We start from the raw sequence: 24,511 nt of genomic DNA, 5'->3' as shown, positions 1-24,511 counted from the left end.
GTCGGTGCCGGCCGGTAGCGTGGAAAACGGGGGGCGCCCCCGCGCGGGCTACTTGATGAAGCCCTTCTTGACCATCCAGTCGTGGGCGACCTTGCCCGCGTCCTGGCCGTCGACGTCGACCTGCTTGCACAGCTCGACCATCTGCTGGTTGTCGAGGGCCGCGCCGACCTTCTCCAGCGGCCCGCGGACCTCGGGGTGCTGCTTCAGCCACTCCGTGCGCAGCGTCGGGACCGCGTTGTACTGCGGGAACGCCTTCTTGTCGTCCTCGAGCACCCGCAGGTTCAGCCCGGAGATCCGGCCGTCGGTGGTGAACACCTCGCCGACCGGGCAGGTGCCGCTCGCGACCGCCGAGTAGATCGTGCCGATGCCGAAGTTCTCGATCTTCGAGTTCTGGAAGCCGTAGGCCTTCACCGCGGCCGGGAACCCGTCCTGGCGGCTGGTGAACTCGGTCTCCAGGCAGAACCGGTTCTGGTCCGGGTTCTGCTTGAGGAACGCCGCCAGGTCGGACGTCGTCTTCAGGTTGTTCTTCGCGCCGTACGCCTCGGTGACGGCGAACGCGTACTGGTCGTTCAGCGGCGAGTAGTTCAGCCACGTGACGCCGAACTTCTCCTCGTCCGCCTTGGCCGTCGCGTCGTACTGGGCCTTCTCGCCCCCGGGGACCGGGAGCTCGTTGCCCTGGTAGTTGATCCAGCCGGTGCCGGTGTACTCCCACGTGACGTCGGTCTGGCCGGACAGCAGCGCCTGCCGCGAGGAGTTGGACCCCTTGATGTCGGAGAGGTCGACGACGTCCGCGCCCGCCGCGGACAGCGCCATCTCCGACATGTAGGCCAGGATGATGTTCTCGGTGAAGTCCTTCGACCCCACCGTCACCTTGAGCCCCTGAAGCGACGGGATCGGCCCGATCGTGCCCGGCTGGATGTCGTAGGGCACCGCCTGGTTGACCGTCAGGCCGCACGCCGAGAGCGTCGCGCCCAGCACCGCCACCCCGAAGGCAGCGGTCAGTCGCCGGAGTTTCATCGCAGCCCCTTCGGTCCGAAGTACTGTTCGGCGACCGCGCCCAGCCAGTCCACCAGCAGTGCCAGCGCGACGGCCAGCACCGAGCCGGTCACCAGCACCGAGGTCAGGTTCAGCTTGTAGCCGGTGTCGATCAGCAGCCCGAACCCGCCGGCGTTGACGAACATGCCGAACGTGGCCGTGCCGACCGCCAGGACGAGCGACGTGCGCAGCCCGGCCAGGATCAGCGGGACGGCGAGCGGCAGCTCGACCCGCCACAGCACCGCCGAGGCCGACATCCCGATGCCGCGGCCCGCGTCGATCAGGGCCGGGTCGACCTGCTGGATGCCGACCATCGTGTTCCGCAGCACCGGCAGCAGCGAGTAGAAGGCCAGCGGCAGCGCCGCGACCCACAGCCCGCCGACCGAGCCGGTGACGATGAACCACAGCACCAGCACGCCGAGCGCGGGCGCGGCCTGGCCGATGTTGGCGATGGCCAGGAAGATCGGCGCGAGGAACCGCGCCCACGGCCGCGTCACGATCACGCCGAGCGGCACGGCGACCAGCACGACGATCGCGGTCACCACGAGCGTCATCAGCACGTGGTCCCACAGCGCGGTCAGCAGCGACGACGCGTTGAGCGTCTCCTTCTCCGTCGCGTTCAGCCCGCTGGAGAACACCCAGATCAGCGTCACCGCGACGATCAGCAGCACCACCAGGGGCTGGGCGAGGAGCCGGACGCGTTCGGCGCGCTTGGAGCCGGACTCGGTGCTGAAGCCGGTATCGACGGCAGCCGTCATGCGGACACCTCTTCACCGTTCGTGTGCTCGTCCCGCAGGTGCTGGATGGTCGCGATCACGGTGTCCAGCTGGATGGTGCCCGCGTACTCGCCGCGCGCGCCGGTGACCGGCACCGAGCCGCCCTCGGCGAGCATCGCTTCGAGCGCGTCCTGCAGCGTCGACTGCAGGCTGACGATGTCCCGCAGCGGCTTGCCCGCGGTGGCCAGCGACGCCCCCGCCCGCAGGTCGCGCAGGTGCACCCAGCGCGTCGGACGGCGGCGCGCGTCCAGCACCAGCGCGAAGTGCTTGCGCTGGTCTTCGAGCTTCTTGCGGATCTCGGCCGGGTCGTCGTCGACCGTCGCGGTCAGCGCGTCCTGGGCCAGCTCGACGTCCCGGACCCGCAGCAGCGTCAGCTGCTTCAGCGACGCGCCCGCGCCGACGAAGCCGGCGACCGTGTCGTTGGCCGGGTTGGCCAGGATCGCCTCGGGCGTGTCGTACTGCATGATCGACGACTGGTTGCCGAGCACCGCGATCTTGTCGCCGAGCTTGACGGCCTCGTCGAAGTCGTGCGTGACGAACACGATCGTCTTCTTCAGTTCGCTCTGCAGGCGCAGCAGCTCGTCCTGCAGGTTGCCGCGGGTGATCGGGTCGACCGCGCCGAACGGCTCGTCCATCAGCAGCACCGGCGGGTCCGCCGCCAGCGCCCGCGCGACGCCGACGCGCTGCTGCTGCCCGCCGGAGAGCTGGCGCGGGAAGCGGTCGCGGAAGTCGGCCGGGTCGAGCCCGACCAGGTCCATCATCTCCTCGACCCGGTCGCTGACCTTCTTCTTGTCCCAGCCGAGCAGGCCGGGGACCACGCCGATGTTCTGCGCGACGGTGAAGTGCGGGAACAGGCCGGCCTGCTGGATCGCGTAGCCGGTCCGGCGGCGCAGGGTGTCGACGTCGAGCTTGAGGGCGTCGTCTCCGCCGATGGTGATCTTGCCGGACGTCGGCTGGACCAGGCGGTTGATCATCCGCATCGTCGTGGTCTTGCCGCAGCCGGACGGGCCGACGAAGACCACGATCTTGCCGGCGGGCACGACCATCGAGAAGTCGTCGACCGCCGCTTCACGGGTCCCGGGGTACCGCTTGGTCACGTGCTCCAGCTCGATCTCGACGCCGGAGACTTCCTCGTTCTCAGCCACGGACACCCCTAGAAATGGTGAAGCGCTTGATCAGGACGTAGATGCCGTCGAGGATCAGCGCGAGGATGACGACCCCGACCGTTCCGGTGACGGCTTGGTTCAGGGAGTTCGTGCTCCCCGCGTTCGTGAGCCCGGAGAAGACCTCGGCGCCGAAGCCGGGGCCCTTCGCGTAGGCGGCGATCACCGCGATGCCCATCAGCATCTGCGTCGCCACGCGCATGCCGGTGAGGATCGCCGGCCACGCCAGCCGCAGCTCGACCCGGGTCAGCACGCCGAAGCGGCTCATCCCGATGCCGCGTGCGGCGTCGACGACGGCCGGGTCGACACCGTCGAGCCCGACGATGGTGTTCCGGACGATCGGCAGCAGGCCGTAGAGCACCAGCGCGATCACGGCCGTCGTCGGGCCGAGCCCCGAAATCGGGATCAGCAGCCCCAGGAGGGCGAACGACGGGACCGTCAGGATCGTGCTCGCCAGCGCCGTGGCGACCGCCGAACCGATCGGGCTGCGGTACACCGCTACCCCGATCAGCACGCCGAGCACCGCGGCGAGGATCGTGCACTGCACCACCATGCTGGTGTGCAGGTAAGCCTCCAGCCAGAGCTTGCTCGCCCGGTCGGAGATGTAGTCGAAGAGGTTCATCCGTGTCCGCTCTCCCGCCCTTTGTGCAGGCTCTCACCCGAACGGGCTAGTTCCTGACCGACGGCTCAGTACCCAGCTCCTGACCGGTCCAAACCCCCGCTTCGGCCCACCGGTTCCGCCCACCTTGGCCTGGTCCGGCGTGATCGGCAACAAATGGCCTGAACCACGGCGTGGCGTGGTACGTGAACTCGGTGTGTGCTCACTTCACGGGATCACACGCTCACCCCGGGAGAGGTCCCTTAGGCTGCTCCTCATGAGCGTTCCGGCACGGCGTCCCGCCGTGCTCGGCGCTACCCGGGGTGTGTCGCTCGCCGTGTCCGCCGCGGCGCTGTCCGTGACCGCGCACCGCCTCGCCGACGGCGGGCTGCCGGACCCGGCGATGACCGTGCTGCTCACCGGCCTCTTCGGCTGGACCGCGGCCGCGCTGGCTCGCAAGGCCCGCGGGCCGGTCGCCACGATCACCCTGCTCGGCGCCGCCCAGCTCGTGATGCACCTGCTGCTCACCACGCTCGCCGGCCACCACGACATGTACGCGATGCCCGGCAGCACCGGGCTCGGCATGGTGGCCGCGCACTCGGTCGCCACCCTGGTCACCGCGCTCCTGCTCGCCCGCGCGGACGCGACGCTGCTGACGGTGCTGGCCGTGCTGCGCGCGATCCTGCCGCGGCTGCTCACCCCGCTGCCGGTGCCCGCCGCGGCCCCCGCACTCGTCCCCGCCCGCGCCGCGGCGCCGGGGCACCTCGTCGGCGTCGACCTGCGCCGGATCCGCGGGCGGCGCGGCCCGCCCGTCCACTCCTGAACCCCAGCGTCATCCCCCTTTACAGCCCGGTCCCCGAACCGAGCTGTCCCCTTCTTGAGTTCATCAGGAGTGAACCCATGTCCCAGCACGTCTTCCAGCGCGCCGGTTTCCTCGCCGCCACCGTCGGTGTCGCCGGTCTCCTCGGCGCGGGCGTCGCCTCCGCGCACGTCACCGCCAACGTCTACGGCCCGCAGCCGACGAAGGGCGGGTACGCGGCGATCGTCTTCCGCGTGCCGAGCGAGGAGAAGGCCCCGGTCACCACCACCAAGGTCGCCGTCGACTTCAAGGCGGACTACGGCATCGGCTCGGTGCGCACCAAGCCGGTCCCCGGCTGGACCGCCGAGGTCACGAAGTCGAAGCTGCCGACCCCGATCACCAAGGACAACGGCACGCAGATCACCGAAGCCGTCACCGCGGTGACCTGGACCGCGGCGGCGGGCAGCGAGCTCAAGGCGACCGACTACCAGGAGTTCTCGGTCTCCTTCGGCCCGCTGCCGACCAACGTCGACGAGGTGGAGTTCCCGGCGCACCAGACCTACAGCGACGGCAAGGTCGTCGACTGGAACCAGCCGACCCCGGCGGGCGGCGAGGAGCCGGAGCACCCGGCCCCGGCCGTGAAGCTGGCCGCGAAGGCGGCCGAAGGTGACGACCACGCCGCGATGGGCGCCGACACGGCGGCCACCACGGGGGCGCAGACTGAAGCCGCGGCGGCGTCGGACAGCACCGCCCGCTGGCTCGGCGGAGCCGGCCTGCTCGTCGGCGCCATCGGCCTCGGCGTCGGGGCCGGCGCCACCATCCGGGCCCGCAAGGCCACGGCCAAGTCGGGAGGCAACAGCTAGATGCGGAAGGCGCTCGTCGCGCTGGTGTTGACGGTGGTGGCCGTGCTCGGCACGGCCACCCCGGCGCTGGCGCACAACGTGCTGATCTCCTCGGACCCGGCGAACGGCTCGTCCGTCGCCGCCGGCCCGCAGAAGATCAGCCTGACGTTCGACCAGTACGTGCAGGGCGCGGACGTCAACCAGATCGCGGTGACCGGACCCGGCGGCGGCCAGTGGGCCGAGGGCCCGATCAGCGTGGTGAACAACGTCATCAGCGCGCCCCTGCGGCCGCTCGGCCCGGCGGGGAAGTACACCGTCGGCTACCGGGTGCTGTCCGCGGACGGCCACCCGGTGACCGGTGAGCTCTCCTTCACCCTGACCGCGGCGGGCACCGGCACGCCGGCGACCGTCGACGCGGCGAAGTCGCCGGGCAGCTCGTCGCAGGCGGCCCCGCAGTCCGGCTCGACCGGGGTGCCGATCTGGGTCTGGATCGCCGGCGCCGTCGTGCTGCTGGCGATCGGGCTCACCGTGGCCCTGCGCTCGGGCCGGTCGGTGGAAGAGAAGAACTGATGACCCAGGCCGAGACCACCGCCAAACCCCGCTATTCGACGCTGCTCTGCGTCGTGACGGCGGGCCTGCTCGGCGCCTTGATCGGCGTCGCGCTCATGTCCACCACCCCGGTCCCCGGGGTCGTGGAGCCGAGCGCGGTGGTCTCGGCCGGCATCCCGGTCGTGCGGGTCCTGCTCGACCTCGCCGCGGTCACGACCATCGGCCTCGCGCTGCTGTCGGTGCTCGCCGGCTACGACCGGCCGAAGCTGACCGAGCCGATCATGCGGCTGGCCCGGCCCGCCGGCGTCGCGGCCGCGCTGGTCTGGGCGACGGCCGCGGTCGTCGCGCTGGTCCTGCAGACCGCGGAGTACAAGCCCGGCTCGTCGACGCTCACCGCCGGGGACATCGGCGACTACATCGTCGCCGTCGGCGCGGGCAAGGCCCTCGTCATCGTCGCCGTGCTCGCGCTCGTGCACGCCGGCATCGGCGCGCTGGCGCTGCGCTTCGGCGAGAAGGTGCCCGCCGAGGTCCGCGTCGGGCTCGGGCTGTTCGCGCTGCTGCCGCTGCCGGTCACCGGGCACGCGTCGAACTGGAACTACCACGACTACACGATGATCTCGATGGAGCTGCACGTCATGAGCGCGGTCGCCTGGACGGGCGGCCTCGGCGCGATGACCGTGCTCCTCGTCGCGAACCGGACGCTGCTGGCGCACGCGCTGCCCCGGTTCTCGAAACTGGCGACGCTCTGCCTGGTCCTGTCCGCGGCGACCGGGCTGTTCAACGGGCTCGTCGAGATCTCGCTCAACCCGACCATCGGCTTCTGGGCGGCGATCTTCACGACGCCGTACGGGCAGCTGTTCGTCCTCAAGTTCCTCTGCACCGGCGTCATCGCGCTGCTCGGCGCGTACACGCGCTTCCGGCTGATGCCGCAGATCGTCCGGCACAACCGCACGGCGCTCGCCGCGTGGGCCACGCTCGAGCTGACCGTGATGGGTCTGGCGTTCGGCTTCGCCGTGGTGCTGACGCGGGCGCCGGTCGTCGCGTCCTGAAAACCCTTCCCCGCAGGTAGAAGCCGGTGCCAAGTCACGCCGAGTAGCTGCAACTTGCGCATTGGGATGAGGGGTAGACCATTGGAGGCGACCCGTCGGGCCGAACTTTCTACCCAGAGAAGAGCCCATTTCGGAAGCGACGAACGGTCATCTGCAGTCGGCGAATGCACGTGCAATCTGTGGCGCCGGTCACATGAAGTGACAGACCCGGCTCAGCGGTAACGCGTCCAGCGCGCGTCCATCCGGCCGCTGCGCAGATCGTCCAGACGGCGGAACAGCTCGGGCCGGACCTGGGGGCGGCTGCGCAGGATCGGCAGCACGCTCGTCGTCAGCTTGAGCTCGCGGATCGCCCGGAGCACGCCGAACCCGGACCACGACGTCACGTCGAAGCCGTACGCCGCGGCGAACGTCCGGTAGTGCACCGGCGGGTCGCCGAACCGCTCGCGGCCGACCGCCAGCGGCGTCAGGTCCCACTCCGGCGGCCCGACGCACGACGAATCGAAGTCGCAGAGCACCGGCCCGTCCGGTCCGGGGATGACGTTGCCGGGGTACGCGTCGCCGTGGACCAGGCCCCTGGGCAGCGGGAACTCCAGCTCCGCCAGCGCGGCTTCGAGCTCGGCGCAGCGGTCGAGCAGGAAGGCGCGGTCAGTGGCGCCGAGCTCTTCGGCGTCGGACACCCGGGCCCGCACCGCGGCGAACGGCGCCCACCCGGCGAGGCCGTCGGGCGCGGGCAGCGCGTGCACCTGACGCAGCAGCCGGGCCAGGTCGGCCGACGTCGCGGGCCGGCCGATGCTCGGCACCTGGTGCCACACGGTCACGAGGTGCCCGTCGACGGCCATCGGCTGCTCGACGGTGTCGAGCAGCCGGATCGCGGAGACGTCGTGGCGTTCGAAGTGCTTCGCCACGCGCACCACCGTGCCGACGCGGTGGCGCAGCTGGGTCGAGCCGACGATCCGGATCACGAACGGCGCCGTGACCAGCGCGTACACGGCGTTGTTCGTGAACCGCAGGAGCCGCGCGCCGGCCGGGTCCAGGCCCAGCCGCGCGCAGGTCGCGGCCAGCACACCACGCAGCTTGCCGGAGGTGAACCGGCCGTCCAAGACGGTCCCGGCCCCTTCGGCGTCAGGCGGCGTAGAAAGCGTTGAGGCGGTCGGCGAGATCACGGGCGTCGGCGTTGTTGCGGCGGCGCTCGGCCTCGTCCTGCAGGGGCCGCATGCGGTCCTTGACCCGCTCGGACTTGATGCCCTCGGCGCAGTCGATGGCCTTGCCGCCGACCTTGGCGCCGTGGTCGAGGTCGCCTTCCAGCAGGTGGTTGGTCGCGAGCGCGCTGAGCATGAACGTCTTGGAGCGGGCCATCTCGTCGTCGTAGGACTCGACGGCCCTGGTCAGCGCCGGGATGGCGTACTTCGTGTGCTCGGTGTTCTTCTGCGCGAGGACCGTGTGGACGGTGCCGACCATGGCGTAGACGTCGGTCTCGGTGAAGAACTTCACCCAGGACTCGGCCTCGGCCAGGTTGGCGCGCTCGAACTCGTCCTTGCTCCGGCCGAGCAGCTTCACCGCCTGCTCTTCGTTGCCCATCATCGCGTAGGCCCAGGCCTCGTTCGCGCAGAGCACGGAGACGGCCAGCTCGGAACCGCTTTCCTGAGCCGCGATCTGGCCCAGCTGGAACAGCTTCAGCGCGTCGTTCGGGGCGTCCTGGTGCAGGTAGACGCGGCCCATCCGGTAGAGGACGTTCGCGACGAGCGGGTGGTTCTCGCCCTGCTTGGCCAGGTCCAGCGCGTTCGCGAAGTGGCCGCGGGCGGAGTCCATCAGGCCGGTGTCGAACGACGTCCAGCCGGCCAGCGAGTGCAGGTCGGCGAGCGCCACGTACAGGCGGTTCTTGACGATGTCGGTGCCGTGCGCCTCGAGCATCTGCTGTCCCCAGGACAGCTGCGCCACGACGGCGTCGCGGCAGAACCCGCCGCCGTACTGGTAGTCCAGGGCGCGGAGCGCGCGCGTCGCGGCCTCCACCTGGCGCACGTCGGTCATGCCGATGCGCCCGGGCGCCGGCGTCCGGGCCGGCCCGGCCGACCAGGTGCCCGATTCCGGACCGAACACCGCCGCACCCATCGTGACCTGGGCGGCGTGCGCGAGGAACCTCCGTCGCTTCACGGACTCGTCCTCCTCAGCCTGCTGGCCGTCGGCGGAGCCGACGACGCGTATCGCCGTGGCCTCGTCGTAGGCGAGGCCCATGTATCCACGTGGGACACCCAGGCCGTCGGCGATCCGCGTGAGGACGTCGTAGGCCATGACCTGGCGACCCTTGAGGATCTCCGACACCTCGGACTGGGACTGGCCGGTCATCGCGGCGATCTGGCGCTGCGAGACACCGTGCTTGCGCAGGAGGCGGTAGACGGCGCTGATCTCGCGGGACGCGAGAGCCGCTCTCATCTCCGGCTGCTCCCACGCGTCAGCGGGAACCGCGTGGCTCTGCCGGGCTTCGGCACTGCCACCGTTACTGGCGTCCATCGCGCCCCCTCCACTGTCCGGTCGGGCGTCTGTGAAACAGCGTAGGCAAACCTGGCGGAGCTTGGGAATCGAGCGAACCGCGCCCCTGATCGGCCGGGGCGAAGTCCGCTGACCGTTTACCGTGCGACTTGGCCCAGTCACCGCTATGACGCCGGTTACAGCTTCTCTCGGCCCCGATTGCACCTCACTGTAGTTGTCAGACCTCCGTCACCGCCTGTGCACCTGCAGCGATCACGGAGAAGTTGCAGAAAGCAAGGCTTACGGACGACAGAGCGGAGAAGGGCGTGGAGTTCGTGGACTCGTTCGCAGGGGGACATGCCGGCACGGCGACCCGCGCCGTGCGGCCGGCGGTCTCTCCGATCTCCGCCGTCCGACCGGTCACGCCCGCCGCGGCGGTGGACCCCCGCACCGCGAGCGTCCGCCACTACGAAGGCGGTCAGCTGGTGTGGCGCGTGCAGTGCGGCGACCTCATCAGCCGCGAGCGCGCGGTGACGGTGTTCGTCGAGGACAACCAGGTGGTACTGGTCTCGCCCCCCGGCGAGACCGCGCGGTTGACGTCCGGCCAGCTCGGACAGCTGCGCGCCGCGCTCAACGAAGCCGCCAAGATGGCGGAAAGGTAACGGTGAGCTGATCATGGATCAGGTACTCGGGCAGGTCCTCCGCAACGCGGTCTGGGAGCGCCTCGACATGCTGACCGACCTGGCGAACCGCGCCGACGCCCAGTCGCTCGTCTCGGTCGCGCGCTCCGAACTGCCCCGCTTGACGGAGGCCTGGCGCGCGATGCTGAAGATGCACGAGCCCGACGAGCGCGGCGACTGCCCGACCTGCTCGACCCGGTGGCACCGCTGCAAGGCGCCGTGCTCGGTCTGGCAGGTCGCGCACGAACACCTGGTGGCGGGCGGTCTGGCCCCGCAGCAGCAGGCTCCGGCGAGCCGGCTGTCCGGGCGGCGCAAGAGCCCGGTGCCGACGCAGGACCGCGGCGCCCCGGCGCCGAGCGCGGCCGAGACCACCGGGCGCCACGCGCTGGTGAACCCGCGCCGAGCGGTCACCGCCTGATCCTCCCGGGTCGTCGCCACCTCCCGCGGTCGCGGCCCACCCCGTTCCACCCCTGATCAGGCGAGCGCGGCCGGTCCGATCGCCCCATCGGACCCGTGCCGGTCCTCGCCCCGGCCGGGGACTGTTTCGCCCGCACCCCCGAGCAGCGCGAACCAGTCCTCGGCCACACCACCCGGTCCCCACCGCGATTAATCGAAAAAATTACGCGTTAGGCCTAGCCCAGGCGGTAATCCCCCGCTAGATTGATCATCGTAGAGGCCTGGACCACTGGTTCGCCTCGACCGATCCGCCCGCTGTTGACGCGGCCCTCGAATTCCGCGGGCCGGTGCCGTTGCACTCCCCTCCCCCGACCGGCACCGGCCCGCGGTTCCAAGCTCTTTCAGCGAACCGCCTTCACGCGCAGCACGAGCACCGCGGCCAGCAGCGTCGCGACGGCCGAAGCCGCGAACAGGCCGGGATACCCACCCAGGTAGGCGAGCACCAGCGGCGTCAGCAGCGGCGCGACCACCTGCGGCAGCGAGTTCGCGATGTTGATGACACCCAGGTCCTTCGCGCGGTCCTGCGCCGTCGGGAGCACCTGCGTCAGCATCGCGAGCGCGACGGCCATGTACGCACCGAAGCCGACGCCCAGCAACGGCGACGCGGCGAGCGCGACCGGCCAGCTCTGCCAGACGACCAGCAGCAAAGCGGCCAATGCCATCACACCGGAGGCCGCAAGGACGTACGGCTTACGCCGTCCGGACTTGTCCGAGAAGTGGCCGGCGAGCACGGCACCGATGACGAGCGCGACGCCGTACAGCCCCATCATGATGAGCAGGCCCGTGTCCGGGTCTTCGTAGTGCACGGCGTCCTTGAGGAAGAACAACAGGTAGAGCGTCCCGAACGCGTTGCCGAGGTTGATCATGAAGTGGCACGACCAGGCCCACGCGAAGTCCGGGTGCCGCCGCGGCGAGACCCAGAGGTTCCGCAGCACCTCGCCGGCCTGCGACGACGGCCGGTACTCGACCGGCAGGCGCGCGTCCGGCGTCCGGAAGACGAAGAACGCGGCACCGGCGACGACGATGACCGCGCAAACCGCGTAGGCCAGCGGAATCCCGGCGATGCCGAGCATCACGACGACCACGACCGCGCCGAGCACCGTGCCGAGCATCTGCGCGATCCCGACGAGCCCGCCGACCTGCGCGCGCTGCCCGACCGGGACGCGGTCGGCGATGGCCGACATGAGCGTGGCGAGCATGCCGTTGAGGCCCGCTTGGACGAGGCACCAGCCGACGATGAGGACCGCGACGGTCGGCGCGAAGGCCAGCACGAGCAGCCCGACGGTCGCGACGGCGGCACCGATGACCGTCCACGGGTGGCGGCGGCCGAAGCGCGAGGTCGTCCGGTCGGACAGCAGCCCGACGGCCGGGTTCACGATCAGCGCGACGATCGCCCCGACGCCCATGACCAGGCCCAGGACGAACTCCTTGTTCGCCTGGTCGAGCAGCTCGGCCTGCTGGGGCAGCAGCACCTGGATCGGCGCGTAGATGCCCAGCCAGAGCGCGATGTTCGCGAAGAACAGCAGGCTCATCCAGCCGGGCCGCACCCGCACGACCGGCTCGGCGAGGGCCTCCGGGAGCGCCCGGGTCGTCTCACTGCTCATCGCGCACCAGCTTCCGGTACCAGTGGAACGAGTCCTTCGGCGTGCGCCGCAGGGTTTCGTAGTCGACGTGCACCAGGCCGAAGCGCGGCGCGTAGCCCTTGGACCACTCGAAATTGTCCATCAGTGACCAGCAGAAGTAACCCCGCACGTCGACGCCGGCGTCCATCGCCTCGCGCAGCGCGACGAGGTGGCTGTGCAGGAAGTCGATCCGCTCGGGGTCGTGCACGCCGCCGTCCTCGGCGACGACGTCGGCGAAGCTGCAGCCGTTCTCGGTGATCTGGACGGGCGGCAGCTTGTCGCGGTAGCGCCGGTGGAAGTCGAGCAGCAGCTCGCGCAGGGCGTGCGGGACGATCGGCGAGTCGTTCGTCGTCATCGGGTAGCCCTCGATCGGGCGAAGTTCGAAGGGCAGCGGATTGCCCGGCCCGGGCTTCGCGACGCCTTGGGGCTCGTAGTAGTTGACGCCGTAGAAGTCGAGCGGCTGCGCGATGGTCGGCAGGTCGTCGGCGAACCCGGCGGGCAGGTGCTCGTGGAGCTGTTCGGGGTAGCTGCCGAGCAGCACGGGGTCGGCGAAGAGGCGGTTGAGCAGGGCGTCCAGCCACTCGGCGGCGTCGCTGTCGGTCTCGTCGGCGGGCCAGATCGGCGAGTGGTTGTTGGCGGTGCCGATGTTCGTCGCACCGGCCGCGCGGAGGGCCTGGACGGCGAGTCCGTGCGCGAGGTTCTGGTGGTGCGCGGTCGGGACGGCGTCGAGCAGGAGCGTCTGGCCGGGCGCGTACTCGCCGATGGCGTACCCGAAGATGGACATGACCATGGGCTCGTTGAGCGGAATCCACAGTTTCACCCGATCGGCGAAGCGCTCACCAAGGATGTGGGCGTACTCGGCGAAGCGCTCAGCGGTCGTGCGGGAGAGCCAGCCGCCGTCGTCTTCGATCGCCTGCGGGGTGTCCCAGTGGTAGAGCGTGACGGCGGGAGCGATGCCGGCCTCGCAGACGGCGTCGATGAGCTTGTCGTAGAAGCCGAGGCCCTCGGGGTTGGGCGCACCGCTGCCGGTGGGCTGGATCCGCGGCCAGGCGATGGACATCCGGTAGGCACCGACGCCGAGCTCCGACATCAGCGCGATGTCTTCGGGGTAGCGGTGGTAGTGATCGGCGGCTACGTTCGCTTTTTCCCCGCGGGCGATCTTGCCCTCGGTCGCGGAGAATGTGTCCCAGATGGACGGTCCGCGCCCGCCTTCGCTGGTGGCGCCTTCGATCTGGAACGCCGAAGTGGAGACACCCCAGAGGAAATCGGGCGGGAAGATCGGGTTCTGCACCGGTGCTGACCCCTTCGTCAGGCCACCCGTACGGGTGAACATGAAAAGTTCTCATATACTAGGTCTTCACTCGTCCGTGGGGAAGCCCGTCGGCACGATAAAGTCCCAGATCAGACGAGGAGGAGCGCCGTGTCCGACATCCAGGCCGCGAAGGTGCCGGCAGAAGCCACCCCCTTGCGCCGCCAGCCGGTCCAGCAGCGCAGTGCGAAGAGGGTCGAGCAGATGCTCGACGCGAGCGCGGCGCTGATCGACGAACTCGGCTACGACGCACTGACGACAACCCTGATCGCCAAACGAGCGGGCGTGGCGGTCGGTTCGCTGTACCAGTTCTTCCCGGACAAGCGAGCGGTCGTGCAAGCGCTTACGGCCAGGAACTTGGAGCGCTTCGTGGGCGCGGTGAACGAGCGCCTGAAGCAGCTGGGCCCGGAGCACTGGTGGGACGTCGTGGACTCGATCCTCGACATCTACCTGGAGATGCACCGCTCGGTACCCGGGTTTTCGAAGGTCCACTTCGGCGACATCATCGACCGGCAGCTGCTCGACGAGACGCGCGACAACAACGCGGTGATCGTGGATTCGCTGACGGACCTGGTGTCGACGCAGGTGGATCGGCCGGTGGAGGACCTGCGGTTCGCGATCGGGATCGCCAACGAGGTGGCGGACGCGTTGCTGAAGCTGGCTTTCCGGAAGGACCCTCGGGGGGACGAGAAGATCGTCGCCGAGGCGAAGTATGTGGTGAAGGGGTATTTGGCGGCGCGGTTCGGGGAGCAGTCGTAGCTGTCCACAGAAGTTGTCCACAGGTATGCACAGCTGTGGACAACTGGGGTCTCCGGGGCCGGGTTGTCGGTGGGCGCCGATAGACTGGATGTGGGGGTTCCCCCGGGGAGGGTGGGCTGCGTGTGGGCCCGGCCGGCGGGGGCGGATGGGTACTGGGCTCTGAGCGCGCGATCGACTGCCCGGGGCGGGAAACTACCGCCGCGCCGAGGTGACTGCTGGGCTGCGGAACGCGGTCTGCCGAGCCGGGAAACGAAAGACCCGCCCGGCCGCAGAACGAGCGGTCTGCCGAGCCGGGAAACGACCGGCCTGCCAAGGCGACTGCTAGGCCGCGGAACGAGCGGCCAGCCGAGACTACCGCCAGGCCGCAGAACGAGCGGCCAGCCAAGCCGGGAAACAACCGACCCGCAAGGCCGCCGCCAGGCCACAACGGCTGAAGGATCAGCCGAAGTTCTGGTGCTCACCCCGATACGTCGGGACCATCCGCTCCACCCGATCGCCCATCACCAAGTGGTAGTGCGTGAACCGCTCCGCCAGCTCGCCCGCCTTCGCGTGCCGCAGCCACACCCGGTCGCCCAGTTTCAAGGTTCGCGCCGCTCGGCCTGTCACCGGCGTCTGGACTTCGCCCGCTCCCTCGAAGCCCAACAGCTTCAAGCCCGTCGGCAAGTACGGCTGCGGGACTCGCGATGCACCCGCCGGCCCCGAAGCGATGTAGCCGCCCGAGAACAGCGTGGCGATTTTGCGCGTGGGGCGGCGGACCACCGGCAAGGCGAACAACGCCGCCGGGCGGGGGGTGAAGCGGGAATACCCGTCGAACAGCGTTGGGCCGATCAGGCCCGAGCCCGCCGCGATCTCCGTGACCACCGCGTCCGCGCCCGTGGACTCGATGCTTCCCGTGCCTCCGCCGTTCACGAACTCCAGGGACGTCACCGCCTGGACCGCGCGGACCGCTTCGCCGCGACGGCTGTTCAGCTCCGCCGCCGACCGACGCTGCATCCAGCCGATCACCAGCTGGTTCAGGCGCGCGCCCGCCGCGTCGCCGAGGCCGGCGATCTGGCCTTCGTACGCCATCACGCCCACCAGGCGGAAGCCCGGGCGGGCCAGCACGTGCTGGGCGAACGTCGATGCCTGCTTCGGCGTGAAGATCGGGGACCGCCGGGTGCCGACGTGGACTCCCGGGAGCGGGCGCCACGACGCGTCCAGCTCCAGGCAGACCCGGATCTCCGGGTGACCGTGGCCGAGGGCCGCGTCGACCAGGTCCAGGTGCGCCGGCGAGTCCACCATGATCGTGATCGCCGCTCGGGCCTTCTCCGACGCGGCCAGGCGGCGCAGGGCTTCGTGGTCCGCCGTCGGGTAGGCGACGACGATGTCATCGGTCGTGCCCAGCTCCGCGTGCCAGATCGCTTCCGCCAGCGAGTAGCACATCAGCCCTTCGAAACCCGGCATCGCGAGCACGCGCTCCAGCAACGTCCGGCAGCGGACGGACTTGCTGACCACTCGGATCGGCTTGCCCGCCGCGCGGCGGCGGAGGTCGTCGGCGTTCGCGTCGAACGCCGCCAAGTCGACCACGGCCAAGGGTGGATCGAGGTCCTTGGTCGCCAAGTCGTACACCGTCGCACTGGTCACGAGGTCTAAAGTACGACAACAAAGCTTGAAACGCGAATACTGTTCACATACTGTCTCGGACATTCGACCGATGGAGGGGGCGCGCATGACCCGGTGGACCAACTGGGCGGGCACGGCGTCCGCCTCGCCGCAGCACGTTCACCAGCCGCGCAGCGCGGCCGAAATCGCGGCGGCCGTCGCCGGTGTCGCCGCGGCCGGCCGGACCGTGCGGCCCTGGGGCAGCGGGCACTCGTTCACCGCGATCGCCGTCGCCGACTCCGATGCCCTCGACCTGCGCCACTGGACCGGCATCGAGCGCGTCGACCTGGAAACCGGGCACGTCACCGTCCGCTCGGGCACGACGATCAAGCAGCTCAACGCCGAACTCGACGCGCTCGGGCTGGCCATGACCAACCTCGGGGACATCGACGCGCAAACCATCGCCGGCGCGATTTCCACCGGTACCCACGGCACCGGCGCACGCCTCGGCGGTATCGCCACGCAGATCGCCGCGCTCGAACTCGTCCTGGCCGACGGCTCGGTCGTCACCTGTTCGGCCGACGAGAAGCCCGACCTCTTCTCCGCCGCCCGCGTCGGGCTCGGCGCGCTCGGCGTGATCACCACCGTGACCCTGCGGTGTGAGAAGTCCTTCTACCTGCGCGCGCAAGAACGGCCGGAGCCGCTGGAGCAGGTCCTCGAGGGCTTCCACGACTTCGCCGACCAGAACGAGCACTTCGAGTTCTACTGGTTCCCCTACGGCAAGAACGCCCTGGTCAAGCGCAACAACCGGTGCGAGACGGCCGAGCCGCTGAGCAAGGTCCGCGAGTTCGTCGACTACCAGATCATGGAGAACGTCGCGTTTGGCGGACTCTGCCGGACCGGCCGGCTGATGCCGCGGCTCGTGCCGTCGCTCGGCAGCTTCGCGTCGAACGTCCTCTCCGCCCGCGAGTACAGCGACCTCTCCCACCGCGTGTTCGTCACCGCGCGCAACGTCCGTTTCACCGAAACGGAGTACGCTGTTCCACGTGAATCAGTGCTCGACGTGCTCGCCGAACTACGGGCGGTAGTGCCGACGCTGAAGGACCCGGTGATGTTCCCGGTCGAGGTGCGCGTCGCCGCGGCCGACGACATCTGGCTGTCGACCGCGCAGGGCCGCGACTCCGCCTACATCGCGATCCACCAGTTCACCGGCATGCCGTACCGCGAGTACTTCAGCGCGTTCGAGAAGATCGCCGGCGCGGTCGGCGGCCGCCCGCACTGGGGCAAGATGCACGACCTCGACGCCGGCGTCCTCCGCTCCCGCTATCCGCACTTCGACGACTTCCTGCGCGTGCGCAAGGAAACCGACCCGAACGGCGTCTTCACGAACACCTACCTGGACCGGGTGCTCGGGCCGGCCTAGAAGAGCGCCGACACCGATTCGCCGTTGTGGATCCGGCGGATCGCCTCGGCCATCGCCGGCGCGATCGACAGGATCTTCAGCTTCTCGGTGCGCTCTTCCTCGGGCACCGGGACCGTGTTGGTGCAGACGATCTCCAGCACCTCCGGCCGGCTGCCGATGCGCTCGATCGCCTTCGCCGCGAACAGGCCGTGCGTGCACGCGACCCGGATCGAGCGCGGCTCCAGCTCCGCCAGCTTGTCGAGCAGCTCGATGACCGTGCTGCCCTTGGCGATCTCGTCGTCGAGCACGATCACGTCCCGGCCGGTGATCTCGCCGATCACCGAGCTGATCTGGACGCGGTCGTCCGGGAAACGCTCCTTCGCGCCGGCCGCGACCTGGACGCCGAGGAGCCGCGCAAAGTGCGACGCCTCCTTCGCGTTGCCCAGGTCGGGTGAGACGACTGTGGTGCGCGAGAGGTCGTACTGGCGGAAGTGCTTGGCCAGCTCCTGCAACGCGTGCAGGTGGTCGACCGGCACGCTGAAGAAGCCGTGGACCTGCGGCGAGTGCAGCGTCATCGCGAGGACGCGGTTCGCGCCCGCCGTGGTCAGCAGGTCGGCGACCAGGCGGCCGCCGATGGAGATGCGCGGCGCGTCCTTCTTGTCCGAGCGCGCGTACGAGTAGTGCGGCATCACGGCGGTGATCCGCGACGCCGACGCCCCGCGCGCCGCGTCGAGCATCAGCAGCAGCTCGACGAGGTGCTCCTGCACCGGCTTGACCAGCGGCTGGATGATGAAGACGTCCCGCTCGCGGCAGTTCGCCTGCAGCTGGACCTCGAGGCAGTCGTTCGCGAACCGCCGGACCTCGGCCGGCTGCAGCGGGACGCCGAGGTGGGCGCAGATCTCTTCGGCCAATTCGGGGTGCGCGCTGCCGCTGAAGACAGCGATCTCTCTCGACGCTTCAGAGATCACAGCGCGGAGACCGCTTCGCCGATGGCGACCTCGCCCGAGATCAGCGTCAGGGTGCGGCGGACCGACGAGGGCGTGTCGAGCAGGGCCACGAGCACCGCGGCGACGTCGTCACGCGGGATCGGGCCGCGGCCGGTCTGCTCGGCCAGCAGGACCAGGCCGGTGCCGGGGTCGTCGGTCAGCGATCCGGGCCGGAGGATCGTCCAGTCGAGGTCGCGGGCCTTGAGGTCGTCCTCCGCCGCGCGCTTGGCGCGCAGGTAGTGCCGGAATTCCTCGGTGACGTCGGGGTTTTCCGGGTTGTCGGCACCGATCGAGCCGACCTGGATGTGCCGCCGGACTCCGGCCCGCTCGGCCGCTTCGGCGAACAACGCCGCCGCGCCACGGTCCACAGTGTCCTTGCGGGCGGTGCCGCTGCCCGGGCCCGCGCCGGCGGAGAACACCGCAGCGTCGGCACCTTTCAGGACTTCGGCGACGGCGTCCACATCGGAATTTTCGAGGTCGAGCACGACGGCTTGGGCGCCGGCCGCCTCGAGGTCCGCCGCGTGGGCGGGATTCCGGATGATCCCGACCCCTTCGTCCCCGCGCGCGGCGAGCAGCCGCTCCAGCCGCAGCGCGATCTGACCGTGTCCACCTGCAATGACGACTCGCATGGAGCCGACCCTAGTGTGAAGCGGGCGCCTCTGCGGTCCGGAGCAGGTGGTCGTAGACCAGCTCGTTGACCAGGCGGGAGACCGGGTCCTCGGCCAGCAGCACGCGCTCGGTGCGGCCCTCGAGGTCGAGGTCGACGACAGCGTTCGGGTCGGCCGTCACGACCGCGAGGCCGTACGCGCGGGCCCGTGGGAGGCAGTTGCCGACGTAGTCCTCGGTGAGGATCGCCGGCGACGGGAGCACCATCGCGGCCTCGCCGTAGCGGGCGAACGGAACCGCGGAGGCCATCGCGGTGCGCCAGTGGCGCGCGACGGCCAGGACGCCGACGATCTCGGCGGCCGGGGCGGGGGCGGTTCCGGCCAGCTCCGGCCAGGTCCAGGTGTCGACGGTGGCGCGGTCGGCCACCGGGCCGGCACCCATCGCGATGCGCTCGGCGTGCACGTCGGTGCGGAGCTTGGCGACCACGCAGACCTTGCGGCCCAGGATCGTGATCTCGGGAAGGACGACGCCGTTCCAGCCCAGCTGGGCCGCGGCGGCGCGGGCGAGCTCGTCGACGCTCGCGGGGAGCTCGATCGGCGGCACCACGCGGCTCGGCATCGACCGGCTGCGCTTCGCGCCACCGGCGACCGTCGAGCGCTCGGTGTTCTGAGGTGTAGCCGCCACGAGTCCGCCTCCTTCTAACCTGCACCGCTTCGTGACCGGGGGAAACCGGCACCCAACCTGTCTAACAGCGCGGCGGCGCGGCGTCGCCGGGTAGTGCGAGTGGCTGCGATCGGCGGCGCCCAGCGGTCGATGACCGGTCGGTAGGCGGTCATCCGACTTCGGTCGAACGGTGCGGCCAACCGAGTGATCGCGAGGTGAGTGGCACTACGGAACGGTTCCGACCGACTACCCGGGGGAGAAATCGCCAAACCTGCTCCGACTAGCCCGTTCGGCGCAATACCGGGAGGATCCACAGTTGACGCGGGCCGCTGAGCTGCGGTTGTCCGTCGTCACCCACATGGCGGTGACTTGCGCCGCAGCGGTGACGCGGCCCCGCGACTAAAGTTACCGATCAGTCACTTAGTCGCCGCCGTGGAGGACCGATGCGCTCCCCGAAGGACTTCTTCGCCCCGCTCGCCCTGGGCGCGCCCGCTCCCGTGCGGGAGATCCCGGTGACCCCGTCCCGGATGATCCACTTCTTCGACCCGGGCAACGAGAAGATGGCCGCGAAGGTGCCGGACATCGCGAAGAAGGTGGACGTCCTCCTCGGCAACCTCGAGGACGCCGTGCGCGCCGACCGGAAGGAGGCCGCGCGCGCCGGGCTCGTCTCGATCGCGAAGGCCACCGACTTCGGGAAGACGCAGCTGTGGACGCGCGTCAACAGCCTCGACTCGCCATGGGTCCTCGACGACCTGGTCACGCTGGTCACCGAGATCGGCGACAAGCTCGACGTGATCATGGTGCCGAAGGTCGAGGGCGCCCAGGACATCCACTACGTCGACCGGCTGCTGGCCCAGCTCGAAGCGCGGGCCGGCCTGACGAAGCCGTTGCTGGTGCACGCGATCCTCGAGACGGCCAGCGGAGTGGCCAATGTGGAGGAGATCGCCGGCGCGAGCCCGCGCATGCAGGGCATCTCCCTCGGCCCGGCCGACCTGGCCGCGAGCCGCCGGATGAAGACGACCCGCGTCGGCGGCGGCCACCCCGGCTACCTCGTGCGCACCGACCCGACCGGCGACGACCTCACCGAAGGCCGGACGACCTACCAGCAGGACCTCTGGCACTACACGGTCGCGCGGATGGTGGACGCCTGCGCGATGCACGGGATCCTGCCGTACTACGGGCCGTTCGGGGACATCCGCGACGTCGTCGCGTGCGAGGACCAGTTCCGCAACGCGTTCCTGCTCGGCTGCGTCGGCGCGTGGAGCCTGCACCCGGTGCAGATCGACATCGCGAAGAAGGTGTTCTCGCCTTCGCCGTCCGATGTGGCCTGGGCGCGCCGGGTGATCGCCGAGATGGGCGACGGCACCGGCGCGGTGATGATCGACGGGAAGATGCAGGACGACGCGTCGGTGAAGCAGTGCCGCGTGGTCGCCGAACTGGCCGACGCCCTGGCGGCGGACGACCCCGAACTCGCGGCCGCCTACGACGCCGCCACCAAGGAGACCCTCGGATGACCACGCCCCGACGTTCCGTCCTGTACATGCCCGGCGCGAACGAAAGAGCGCTGGAGAAGGCCAAGACGATCCCGGCGGACGCGCTGATTCTCGACCTCGAGGACGCCGTCTCCCCCGACGCCAAGGAAGCCGCGCGCGAGCGGGTCTGCGCGGCGGCGGCTTCGGGCGACTACGGCGACCGCGAGGTGACGATCCGGGTCAACGGCCTGGACACCGAGTGGCACGACGCCGACCTGCGCGCGGCCGCGTCGGCGGGCCCGGCCGCGGTCGTCGTCCCGAAGGTGAACTCGGCCGCCGAGGTGCACAACATCGAGCGTGCGCTGGAGCTCGGCGGAGCGCCCGGGCACACGAAGATCTGGGCGATGGTCGAGACGCCGGTCGCGATGCTGCACGCCGAGGAGATCGCGGCGGCGTCCGAGCGGCTGACCGTGCTGGTGATGGGCACGAACGACCTGGCCAAGGAGCTGCACGCGGAGTTCGTCCCGGGCCGCGGCCCGCTGCTCGGCGGGCTTTCCCTGTGCCTGCTGGCCGCACGCGCGACCGGCAAGGTGATCCTCGACGGCGTCTACAACGACGTGAAGGACCTCGAGGGCTTCGAGGCCGAGTGCGAGCAGGGCCGGCAGTACGGCTTCGACGGGAAGACGCTGATCCACCCGGCGCAGGTCGAGCCGTGCAACCGGATCTTCGCGCCGTCCGAGGAGGAGATCGACCGCTCGCGGCGGATCATCGAGGCCTTCGAAGCGGCGCAGAAGGAAGGCCGCGGCGTGGTCACTGTGGACGGCCGGATGATCGAGAACCTGCACGTCGACAACGCGCGGCGAGTGCTGGCGCTGGCGGAGGCCGTCAAGAGCTGAGGTCACTTCGGCAGGTCGTCCGTCCACTCGCCACTGACCGCGTACGTGTCGCCGTTCGCGTTCGTGGCCGGTTTGCCGTTCCAGTCGAGGAACACCGACGAGCTGTCCACCTGGCCGGTCGCCGGGTCGACGACGAGGCGGCCACCACCCGGTAGCCGGACGCTCTTGCCGTCGGGTAGGCCGGTCACGCCCGGGTACGCGGCTATCGCGCGGAACGCCGCGGCCCGGACCGCCGGGGGTGACGGCACCGTGGACACCAGGTCGATCAGCCCGCCGAGCACCGCGAAGCCGAGCTGGTTCGCGGGCAGCCCGTGTCGCGACAGCCCGTCCGTGAGCCAGGTCCGCAGGGCCGCCGGGTCCGGGGGCAGCGACAGGATCGTGCTGAGGGTGACGTCGTCGTCGCCGTTGATCCGGATGGGCCGGGCCTGGGGCAACGGCCTCAGTTCGCCGCCGTGGTTCTCGTCGCGGTACCACTCCTGCCCGTCGGCGGTCGTCCAGTACTCCCAGGTTGTCTTGCCCACCTTCGTGGTCGTGTGCCAGTACTTCCCGGTGCCGACCTGGGCGTGCTCGGCGACCCTGGCGGCGGCCAGCAGGACCGCCGGACCGGTCTCGACCGGCAGCACCACTGCCTGGCGAGGTGGTGGGGGGCTGGGAAGGGTGGCGACGACAGCCGCGACCGCGGCTGCTGCGGCGACCAGACCGGCGCCGATCGCGAGCGGGCGGACCCGCCGGCGGCGGCCGAGCATCCGGTTCTGCAGCCGGTGGCGGCTGCGGTCGACGACGTCCTGGGACGGCTCGTCGGGCAGGAGCGCCGTACGCAGGTTCTCGAGGTCATTCATCGGTGGCCTCCGGGGCGAGAACGGGGGTGAGCTTCTTGCGGGCGCGCGTCAGCCGGGAGCCGACCGTGCCCGGGGAGATGCCGAGTGCCTGGGCCACTTCCGTGTAGCCGAGGTCGGCGAGAGCGACGAGCAACAACACGTCACGCTCGCCCGACGTGAGCCGGGCCAGCGCTTTCCCCAGCTGTCCGCTCATGACGACGCGGTTTTCGTGTCCCTCGTGGGGCCGGGGTGTGTCGAGCCGCGAGAGGGCCCGGTAGTGGCGGGCTTCCTTGCGGCGGTGTCTCGACACCAGGTTCGTCGCGATGCCGAACAGCCAGGCGCGCAGGTCACCGCGGGCGGGGTCGAACGTCTTGCGGCGGTCGAACGCCACCAGGAACGTCTCGGCGGCGACGTCCTCCGCGACCTGCGCACCGAGCCGGCCCGCGATGTAGCGGTAGATGTCGGCGAAGTGGCGGTCGTGCACCTCGGTGAACTGGTCGATGCCGGTCACCGGGGCTGCCTCGGTCATGGGTTCCCTTCCCGTCGGCGACAGCTTCACCACCACTTCGCCGCGGGACCGGAACTTCTTCCCTATCCGATCGGCCAGGACCGTTGCGGGCCGCGCAGCTGCTCATACGCCGCTGCCGCGCGCAGGACGCCGACGTCGTCGAAGCGGCGGCCGCTGATTTGGAGGCCGATCGGGCGGCCGTCGTCGGTGTAGCCGCAGTTCACCGACACCGCCGGCTGGCCGGACATGTTGTACGGGACGGTGAACGCGATGTGCTCGAACGGCCGCGCCGGGTCGTTCGTCGGCGACGCCCACTCCGCCGGTGGCGCCGCCACCGGGCACGTCGGCGACAGCACGACGTCGTACGCGGACGTCGCCCGCAGGGCCGCGACGCTGATCGCGTCGATCTGGGCGAAGCCGCGGTAGGCGTCCACTCCGGACACGTCCGCGCCGCCCGCGGCCCAGTCCGCGATGTACGGCAGGACCTTCGCGCGGCGGTCCGCCGGCAGCGCCGTCATGTCCGACCACGCGCGGGTGCGCCAGAAGACGTCCAGGCCGGTGAGCATTTCGCGGGTCAGGAACGGCCCGACCGGCTCGACGACCGCGCCCGCGGCTTCGAAGACGCGCGCGGCCGTGGTGACCGCGGCGAGCGTGGCCGGGTCCACCGGGAGGCCCACGCCGGGGTCCAGGTGCAGGCCGACGCGCAGGCCTGTCAGCGAAGAGTCCAGGGCGGACCAGTCCAGCTCCGCCGGCGGCAGGCTCAGGTGGTCACGCGCGTCGGGCGCCGACAGCACGCTCATCAGCAACGCCGTGTCGGCGACCGTGCGGGTCATCGGGCCCGCCACCCGGCCGAGGAACGGCGGGTCGACCGGCACCCGGCCGAAGCTCGGCTTCAGCCCGGCCAGGCCGCACCAGCCCGCGGGCAGCCGGATCGAGCCGCCGATGTCCGTGCCGACGTGCAGCGGGCCGTACCCCGCCGCGGCCGCCGCGCCGGCGCCCGCGCTCGAACCGCCCGGCGACGCCGAGGTCAGCCACGGGTTGCGCGCCGTCTCGTGGAAGCTCGACAGCCCCGAGGTCAGCATCCCGTAGTCCGGCATCGTCGTCTTGGCCAGCAGGACGCCGCCGGACTCGCGGACGCGCGCCGCCGCCGGGGCGTCCTCGGCGGCCGGGGTCAACGCCGTCGCGGCCGTGCCCAGCGGGACCGGCGTGCCGCGGGTCGCGATGTTCTCCTTGAGCGTCAGCGGGACGCCGTCGATCGGGCCCAGCGGTTCGCCGGCGTGCCAACGCGCTTCAGCAGCCTTCGCATCTTCACGCGCGCTTGAAGGGTCGTACGCGTACAACGCGTGCAACTCCGGCTCTCGCGCTTCGATGCGCGCGAGAACGGCTTCGGTCACCTCGACCGGCGAGAGCGTCTTCGCGCGGTACCCCGCCACGAGTTCGACGGCGGTCAGGTCGGGCAGCTCGGTCATCAACGCT

At 70.6% G+C, this 24,511-nt stretch carries 25 protein-coding genes; 10 read left to right on the top strand and 15 right to left on the bottom strand.

Going from position 1 to position 24,511, the window contains the following annotated elements:
- Positions 1–48: 48 nt before the first annotated feature.
- Genes BLV96_RS22230 through BLV96_RS22215 form a run of 4 tightly spaced genes read right to left on the bottom strand, consistent with a single transcriptional unit; the run spans position 49 to position 3,596 of the window.
- A complete protein-coding gene (locus BLV96_RS22230; protein WP_086675037.1) occupies positions 49–1,017 on the bottom strand; it encodes a glycine betaine ABC transporter substrate-binding protein in 969 nt (322 codons plus the stop codon).
- Complete coding sequence (locus BLV96_RS22225) at positions 1,014–1,793, bottom strand: ABC transporter permease (protein WP_086675038.1); 780 nt, start codon at positions 1,791–1,793, stop codon at positions 1,014–1,016. The genes BLV96_RS22230 and BLV96_RS22225 overlap by 4 nt, the downstream gene beginning before the upstream one ends.
- Entirely contained in the window at positions 1,790–2,956 is a 1,167-nt protein-coding gene (locus BLV96_RS22220; RefSeq protein ID WP_086675039.1) for an ABC transporter ATP-binding protein, read from the bottom strand. The genes BLV96_RS22225 and BLV96_RS22220 overlap by 4 nt, the downstream gene beginning before the upstream one ends.
- Positions 2,949–3,596: an ABC transporter permease gene (locus tag BLV96_RS22215; RefSeq protein ID WP_086675040.1), complete on the bottom strand. Its 648-nt coding sequence runs from the start codon at positions 3,594–3,596 to the stop codon at positions 2,949–2,951. Before BLV96_RS22215 ends, BLV96_RS22220 begins: the two co-directional genes overlap by 8 nt.
- 253 nt (positions 3,597–3,849) lie before the next feature.
- Here BLV96_RS22215 and BLV96_RS22210 point away from each other — a divergent pair, with 253 nt between their 5' ends.
- The 4 genes from BLV96_RS22210 to BLV96_RS22195 all read left to right on the top strand — a co-directional run bounded on the left by BLV96_RS22210 (position 3,850) and on the right by BLV96_RS22195 (position 6,811).
- Entirely contained in the window at positions 3,850–4,395 is a 546-nt protein-coding gene (locus BLV96_RS22210) for a hypothetical protein (RefSeq protein WP_086675041.1), read from the top strand.
- A 77-nt stretch (positions 4,396–4,472) separates the two neighbouring features.
- Positions 4,473–5,234, top strand: coding sequence for a YcnI family copper-binding membrane protein (locus BLV96_RS22205; RefSeq protein ID WP_086675042.1), 762 nt, complete (start codon positions 4,473–4,475; stop codon positions 5,232–5,234).
- Positions 5,235–5,783 carry a copper resistance CopC family protein gene (locus tag BLV96_RS22200; RefSeq protein WP_167379694.1) on the top strand — a complete coding sequence of 183 codons (549 nt, stop codon included), beginning with the start codon at positions 5,235–5,237 and terminating at the stop codon, positions 5,781–5,783.
- A complete protein-coding gene (locus tag BLV96_RS22195) occupies positions 5,783–6,811 on the top strand; it encodes a copper resistance D family protein (protein ID WP_086675043.1) in 1,029 nt (342 codons plus the stop codon). The genes BLV96_RS22200 and BLV96_RS22195 overlap by 1 nt, the downstream gene beginning before the upstream one ends.
- A 212-nt stretch (positions 6,812–7,023) precedes the next feature.
- Here the strand turns inward: BLV96_RS22195 and BLV96_RS22190 are convergent, their stop codons facing one another.
- Both BLV96_RS22190 and BLV96_RS22185 read right to left on the bottom strand, forming a co-directional pair.
- Entirely contained in the window at positions 7,024–7,911 is an 888-nt protein-coding gene (locus BLV96_RS22190; RefSeq protein ID WP_086675044.1) for an aminoglycoside phosphotransferase family protein, read from the bottom strand.
- Positions 7,912–7,933: 22 nt separating this feature from the next.
- Positions 7,934–9,319, bottom strand: a complete 1,386-nt coding sequence (locus tag BLV96_RS22185; RefSeq protein WP_086675045.1) for a helix-turn-helix transcriptional regulator — start codon at positions 9,317–9,319, stop codon at positions 7,934–7,936.
- A gap of 284 nt (positions 9,320–9,603) precedes the next feature.
- Here BLV96_RS22185 and BLV96_RS22180 point away from each other — a divergent pair, with 284 nt between their 5' ends.
- Both BLV96_RS22180 and BLV96_RS22175 read left to right on the top strand, forming a co-directional pair.
- Entirely contained in the window at positions 9,604–9,939 is a 336-nt protein-coding gene (locus BLV96_RS22180) for a hypothetical protein (RefSeq protein ID WP_086675046.1), read from the top strand.
- Between the two features lie 13 nt (positions 9,940–9,952).
- Positions 9,953–10,375, top strand: a complete 423-nt coding sequence (locus BLV96_RS22175; RefSeq protein WP_086675047.1) for a hypothetical protein — start codon at positions 9,953–9,955, stop codon at positions 10,373–10,375.
- 379 nt (positions 10,376–10,754) lie between these two features.
- Here the strand turns inward: BLV96_RS22175 and BLV96_RS22170 are convergent, their stop codons facing one another.
- Together BLV96_RS22170 and BLV96_RS22165 are read right to left on the bottom strand one after the other, a co-directional pair.
- Positions 10,755–12,017: an MFS transporter gene (locus tag BLV96_RS22170; protein ID WP_086675048.1), complete on the bottom strand. Its 1,263-nt coding sequence runs from the start codon at positions 12,015–12,017 to the stop codon at positions 10,755–10,757.
- Positions 12,007–13,326 carry a GH1 family beta-glucosidase gene (locus BLV96_RS22165; protein WP_091389448.1) on the bottom strand — a complete coding sequence of 440 codons (1,320 nt, stop codon included), beginning with the start codon at positions 13,324–13,326 and terminating at the stop codon, positions 12,007–12,009. The genes BLV96_RS22170 and BLV96_RS22165 overlap by 11 nt, the downstream gene beginning before the upstream one ends.
- A 129-nt stretch (positions 13,327–13,455) precedes the next feature.
- Between BLV96_RS22165 and BLV96_RS22160 the strand changes: the two genes are divergently transcribed.
- Positions 13,456–14,103, top strand: a complete 648-nt coding sequence (locus tag BLV96_RS22160) for a TetR/AcrR family transcriptional regulator (RefSeq protein ID WP_086685216.1) — start codon at positions 13,456–13,458, stop codon at positions 14,101–14,103.
- Between the two features lie 438 nt (positions 14,104–14,541).
- Here BLV96_RS22160 and BLV96_RS22155 read toward each other — a convergent pair whose 3' ends face one another.
- The gene (locus tag BLV96_RS22155; protein WP_091389446.1) at positions 14,542–15,726 is read right to left on the bottom strand and encodes an amino acid deaminase/aldolase; all 1,185 of its coding nucleotides are present in this window, start codon (positions 15,724–15,726) and stop codon (positions 14,542–14,544) included.
- An 85-nt stretch (positions 15,727–15,811) separates the two neighbouring features.
- On the opposite strand from BLV96_RS22155, the gene BLV96_RS22150 reads away from it, so the two are divergent.
- Positions 15,812–17,107 carry a D-arabinono-1,4-lactone oxidase gene (locus tag BLV96_RS22150; RefSeq protein ID WP_091389445.1) on the top strand — a complete coding sequence of 432 codons (1,296 nt, stop codon included), beginning with the start codon at positions 15,812–15,814 and terminating at the stop codon, positions 17,105–17,107.
- Here the strand turns inward: BLV96_RS22150 and BLV96_RS22145 are convergent.
- The 3 genes from BLV96_RS22145 to BLV96_RS22135 are packed head-to-tail and all read right to left on the bottom strand — an operon-like array spanning position 17,104 to position 19,362.
- Positions 17,104–18,054: a ribose-phosphate diphosphokinase gene (locus BLV96_RS22145; RefSeq protein WP_086676036.1), complete on the bottom strand. Its 951-nt coding sequence runs from the start codon at positions 18,052–18,054 to the stop codon at positions 17,104–17,106. The genes BLV96_RS22150 and BLV96_RS22145 overlap by 4 nt on opposite strands.
- Positions 18,051–18,701 (bottom strand): SDR family oxidoreductase, encoded by a 651-nt coding sequence (locus BLV96_RS22140; protein ID WP_086676035.1) that lies wholly within the window; start codon positions 18,699–18,701, stop codon positions 18,051–18,053. Before BLV96_RS22140 ends, BLV96_RS22145 begins: the two co-directional genes overlap by 4 nt.
- A gap of 10 nt (positions 18,702–18,711) precedes the next feature.
- Positions 18,712–19,362, bottom strand: a complete 651-nt coding sequence (locus BLV96_RS22135) for a hypothetical protein (RefSeq protein WP_086676034.1) — start codon at positions 19,360–19,362, stop codon at positions 18,712–18,714.
- A gap of 422 nt (positions 19,363–19,784) precedes the next feature.
- On the opposite strand from BLV96_RS22135, the gene BLV96_RS22130 reads away from it, so the two are divergent.
- Positions 19,785–20,855: an HpcH/HpaI aldolase/citrate lyase family protein gene (locus tag BLV96_RS22130; RefSeq protein WP_086676033.1), complete on the top strand. Its 1,071-nt coding sequence runs from the start codon at positions 19,785–19,787 to the stop codon at positions 20,853–20,855.
- On the top strand, positions 20,852–21,709 hold the full coding sequence (locus tag BLV96_RS22125) for an HpcH/HpaI aldolase/citrate lyase family protein (RefSeq protein ID WP_086676032.1): 858 nt from the start codon (positions 20,852–20,854) through the stop codon (positions 21,707–21,709). Before BLV96_RS22130 ends, BLV96_RS22125 begins: the two co-directional genes overlap by 4 nt.
- Positions 21,710–21,711: 2 nt before the next feature.
- Here BLV96_RS22125 and BLV96_RS22120 read toward each other — a convergent pair whose 3' ends face one another.
- The 3 genes from BLV96_RS22120 to BLV96_RS22110 form a co-directional block, all read right to left on the bottom strand.
- Positions 21,712–22,548, bottom strand: coding sequence for a CU044_5270 family protein (locus BLV96_RS22120; protein WP_086676031.1), 837 nt, complete (start codon positions 22,546–22,548; stop codon positions 21,712–21,714).
- On the bottom strand, positions 22,541–23,056 hold the full coding sequence (locus BLV96_RS22115) for an RNA polymerase sigma factor (protein ID WP_086676030.1): 516 nt from the start codon (positions 23,054–23,056) through the stop codon (positions 22,541–22,543). Before BLV96_RS22115 ends, BLV96_RS22120 begins: the two co-directional genes overlap by 8 nt.
- Before the next feature lie 62 nt (positions 23,057–23,118).
- The gene (locus tag BLV96_RS22110; protein WP_086676029.1) at positions 23,119–24,504 is read right to left on the bottom strand and encodes an amidase; all 1,386 of its coding nucleotides are present in this window, start codon (positions 24,502–24,504) and stop codon (positions 23,119–23,121) included.
- Between the last annotated feature and the right edge of the window lie 7 nt (positions 24,505–24,511).

Origin of the sequence: Amycolatopsis pretoriensis, from assembly GCF_900107925.1 — a bacterium.
Classification (GTDB): domain Bacteria; phylum Actinomycetota; class Actinomycetes; order Mycobacteriales; family Pseudonocardiaceae; genus Amycolatopsis; species Amycolatopsis pretoriensis.
The sequence above is the reverse complement of the archived record's forward strand: the minus strand, read 5'-3'. Positions and strand labels throughout refer to the sequence as shown.

What these genes read in the sequence shown, in the direction of transcription:
- BLV96_RS22230 (WP_086675037.1), bottom strand. Translation starts at nt 1,017, where the DNA reads ATGAAACTCCGGCGACTGACCGCTGCCTTCGGGGTGGCGGTGCTGGGC.
- BLV96_RS22225 (WP_086675038.1), bottom strand. Translation starts at nt 1,793, where the DNA reads ATGACGGCTGCCGTCGATACCGGCTTCAGCACCGAGTCCGGCTCCAAG.
- BLV96_RS22215 (WP_086675040.1), bottom strand. Translation starts at nt 3,596, where the DNA reads ATGAACCTCTTCGACTACATCTCCGACCGGGCGAGCAAGCTCTGGCTG.
- BLV96_RS22210 (WP_086675041.1), top strand. Translation starts at nt 3,850, where the DNA reads ATGAGCGTTCCGGCACGGCGTCCCGCCGTGCTCGGCGCTACCCGGGGT.
- BLV96_RS22205 (WP_086675042.1), top strand. Translation starts at nt 4,473, where the DNA reads ATGTCCCAGCACGTCTTCCAGCGCGCCGGTTTCCTCGCCGCCACCGTC.
- BLV96_RS22200 (WP_167379694.1), top strand. Translation starts at nt 5,235, where the DNA reads ATGCGGAAGGCGCTCGTCGCGCTGGTGTTGACGGTGGTGGCCGTGCTC.
- BLV96_RS22195 (WP_086675043.1), top strand. Translation starts at nt 5,783, where the DNA reads ATGACCCAGGCCGAGACCACCGCCAAACCCCGCTATTCGACGCTGCTC.
- BLV96_RS22185 (WP_086675045.1), bottom strand. Translation starts at nt 9,319, where the DNA reads ATGGACGCCAGTAACGGTGGCAGTGCCGAAGCCCGGCAGAGCCACGCG.
- BLV96_RS22175 (WP_086675047.1), top strand. Translation starts at nt 9,953, where the DNA reads ATGGATCAGGTACTCGGGCAGGTCCTCCGCAACGCGGTCTGGGAGCGC.
- BLV96_RS22170 (WP_086675048.1), bottom strand. Translation starts at nt 12,017, where the DNA reads ATGAGCAGTGAGACGACCCGGGCGCTCCCGGAGGCCCTCGCCGAGCCG.
- BLV96_RS22150 (WP_091389445.1), top strand. Translation starts at nt 15,812, where the DNA reads ATGACCCGGTGGACCAACTGGGCGGGCACGGCGTCCGCCTCGCCGCAG.
- BLV96_RS22140 (WP_086676035.1), bottom strand. Translation starts at nt 18,701, where the DNA reads ATGCGAGTCGTCATTGCAGGTGGACACGGTCAGATCGCGCTGCGGCTG.
- BLV96_RS22130 (WP_086676033.1), top strand. Translation starts at nt 19,785, where the DNA reads ATGCGCTCCCCGAAGGACTTCTTCGCCCCGCTCGCCCTGGGCGCGCCC.
- BLV96_RS22125 (WP_086676032.1), top strand. Translation starts at nt 20,852, where the DNA reads ATGACCACGCCCCGACGTTCCGTCCTGTACATGCCCGGCGCGAACGAA.
- BLV96_RS22120 (WP_086676031.1), bottom strand. Translation starts at nt 22,548, where the DNA reads ATGAATGACCTCGAGAACCTGCGTACGGCGCTCCTGCCCGACGAGCCG.
- BLV96_RS22115 (WP_086676030.1), bottom strand. Translation starts at nt 23,056, where the DNA reads ATGACCGAGGCAGCCCCGGTGACCGGCATCGACCAGTTCACCGAGGTG.
- BLV96_RS22110 (WP_086676029.1), bottom strand. Translation starts at nt 24,504, where the DNA reads ATGACCGAGCTGCCCGACCTGACCGCCGTCGAACTCGTGGCGGGGTAC.